Genomic DNA, 2,363 nt, shown 5'->3' with positions numbered 1-2,363 from the left:
GCCGGGTGCCGTCACCCGGGCGGGCGGGGGACGGCACCCGGTGCGGCTGGTTCCACTCGGCCGTCTACGCGCGTAGGCGTTACAGTGCCGGGATGACTCAGACCTCTCCGCCCCCGGACCGGGAACAGATCCTGCGCGCCCCCAAGGTGCTGCTCCACGACCACCTGGACGGCGGGCTGCGCCCGGCCACGATCGTCGAACTGGCCGCCGAGCAGGGGTACGACCTGCTGCCCGCCACCGACCCGGGCAAGCTGGGCATGTGGTTCCGCGAGGCCGCCGACTCCGGTTCGCTGCCCCGCTATCTGGAGACGTTCGCGCACACCTGCGCCGTGATGCAGCGCCGGGACGCGCTGGTCCGGGTGGCGGCCGAATGCGTCGAGGACCTGGCGGCGGACGGCGTGGTGTACGCGGAGGTCCGGTACGCCCCCGAGCAGCACCTGGAGGACGGGCTGACCCTGGAGCAGGTGGTCGAGGCCGTCAACGAGGGCTTCCGGGAGGGCGAGCGGCGCGCGGCGGCGGCCGGGCGCCGGATCCGCACCGGGGCGCTGCTCACCGCCATGCGGCACGCGGCCCGGGCGTTCGAGATCGCCGAACTCGCCAACCGCTACCGCGACCGGGGCGTCGTCGGCTTCGACATCGCGGGGGCCGAGGCGGGCTTCCCGCCCACCCGGCACCTGGACGCGTTCGAGTACCTGAAGCGCGAGAACAACCACTTCACCATCCACGCGGGCGAGGCGTTCGGGCTGCCGTCGATCTGGCAGGCGCTCCAGTGGTGCGGGGCCGACCGGCTCGGCCACGGGGTGCGGATCATCGACGACATCGAGGTGGCGGAGGACGGGTCGGGCGCGGTACGGCTCGGGCGGCTGGCCGCGTACGTGCGCGACAAGCGGGTGCCGCTGGAGATGTGCCCGACCTCCAACCTCCAGACGGGTGCGGCCTCCTCGTACGCGGAGCATCCCATCGGGCTGCTGAAGCGGCTGCGGTTCCGGGTGACGGTCAACACCGACAACCGGCTCATGAGCGGCACCAGTATGAGCCGTGAATTCGAGCATCTCGTACGGGCGTTCCGCTATTCACTCGATGATCTCCAGTGGTTCACCGTTAATGCGATGAAGTCCGCGTTCATTCCTTTTGATGAACGTCTCGCGATGATCAACGAGGTGATCAAGCCGGGATATGCGGCACTACGCTCCGAGTGGTTGTTCCCATCCGTGGCCGAAAACCCCTCCTGACCTGGCCGGATGGGGCCGGGGTCGGGCGGACGGAAGGGCGTTGAAAGGCAGTTGATCCGACCGGCGGGCGGGACGCGCGAGACATTTCGATCCTTTGCGGCGCCGGACTTCCACGGCTACGTTCGCCTCGGGCTTTCGCCGCTCACATCCCCACCCCACACAAGGACGTAGTGACTCATGAAGCACACAACCGTGAAGACCCTCGGTGCCGTCGCCGCCGGTGCTGCGCTCGCCGCCACCGGTGCCGGATCTGCCCACGCCCTGGGCGAGGAGCTGGTGGCCGGCACCACCGGCCAGGTCGTGAAGGCGGTGCCGCTGGGCGATGTGGCCGGTGGTCTCACTGGTGACAACGCCGCCGCCGGCCTCCAGGAGGTCACCAAGCCGCTGAACGGCACCACCGACGCCAACAGCCTGCTGGGCGGCAACGGTGATGTGCTGAACCAGGCCACCAGCGGCCTGCTGGGCGGCCTGCCCGCCGGTGCCCTCGGTGGCGGGCTGCTGTAATCGGCCGCGCCGCGCAGGCGGATGAAGAAGGGCCGTACCCCCAGCCGTGGGGTGCGGCCCTTCCGGCTCATGTCCCCGGCGCCGGTGCGGGGCGATCACATCGGCTGCACGTAGGCGGCCCGCCACCGCGGGGCCTCGTCGGAGCCCGGCATGCTCCAGTACTCCCGGCCACGGACGATCCGTCCGTCCCTGACCGTCCAGAACGACGCCGCCCGGTGCAGGCCCGACTCCGCGTGCGGGACCTCCACCTCGGAGACTACCTCCTCACCGTCCGCCACCAGGCGCAGCACCCGGATCGTCCAGCCCTCCGGGTACTCGGCGTTGAGCCGCACATAGTTGTCGCGGCCGACGATCCGCTCTCCGCTGACCGGCCACTCCACCACCGCGTCCTCGGCCAGCAGGGCCCCGACCCCGTCCCAGTCCCGCTGCTGGGTGCGCTCCCAGAGCGCGCGTACTGTCTCCACCGGCTTCATGGTCATGGCTCCATCCTGGCGGACACCACTGACAACGGCGGTGCTGCGGCGGCGCGGTGCTGCGGCGGGGCGGGGGCCGGGGCCCTAGGCCGACTCTTTCGGATCTTCGCGGGGCCGCGCCGCCGGCTACTGGGGGTACCTCCCGGCCGAAGGC

General features: G+C 71.2%; 3 protein-coding genes. 2 read left to right on the top strand and 1 reads right to left on the bottom strand.

Annotation, left to right across the window (positions count from 1 at the left end):
- Positions 1 to 92 precede the first annotated feature (92 nt).
- The gene (locus tag ACFV5N_RS27095) at positions 93 to 1,232 is read left to right on the top strand and encodes an adenosine deaminase (protein ID WP_385604957.1); all 1,140 of its coding nucleotides are present in this window, start codon (positions 93 to 95) and stop codon (positions 1,230 to 1,232) included.
- Between the two features lie 177 nt (positions 1,233 to 1,409).
- The gene (locus tag ACFV5N_RS27090) at positions 1,410 to 1,736 is read left to right on the top strand and encodes a hypothetical protein (RefSeq protein WP_385604955.1); all 327 of its coding nucleotides are present in this window, start codon (positions 1,410 to 1,412) and stop codon (positions 1,734 to 1,736) included.
- A 95-nt stretch (positions 1,737 to 1,831) separates the two neighbouring features.
- Here ACFV5N_RS27090 and ACFV5N_RS27085 read toward each other — a convergent pair whose 3' ends face one another.
- On the bottom strand, positions 1,832 to 2,209 hold the full coding sequence (locus ACFV5N_RS27085) for a nuclear transport factor 2 family protein (protein WP_385604960.1): 378 nt from the start codon (positions 2,207 to 2,209) through the stop codon (positions 1,832 to 1,834).
- Positions 2,210 to 2,363: the final 154 nt, after the last annotated feature.

The organism is Streptomyces sp. NPDC059853, from assembly GCF_042731495.1.
Lineage (GTDB): Bacteria > Actinomycetota > Actinomycetes > Streptomycetales > Streptomycetaceae > Streptomyces.
Note: the sequence above shows the minus strand (reverse complement) of the source record. Positions and strands in the feature narration are given on the sequence as shown.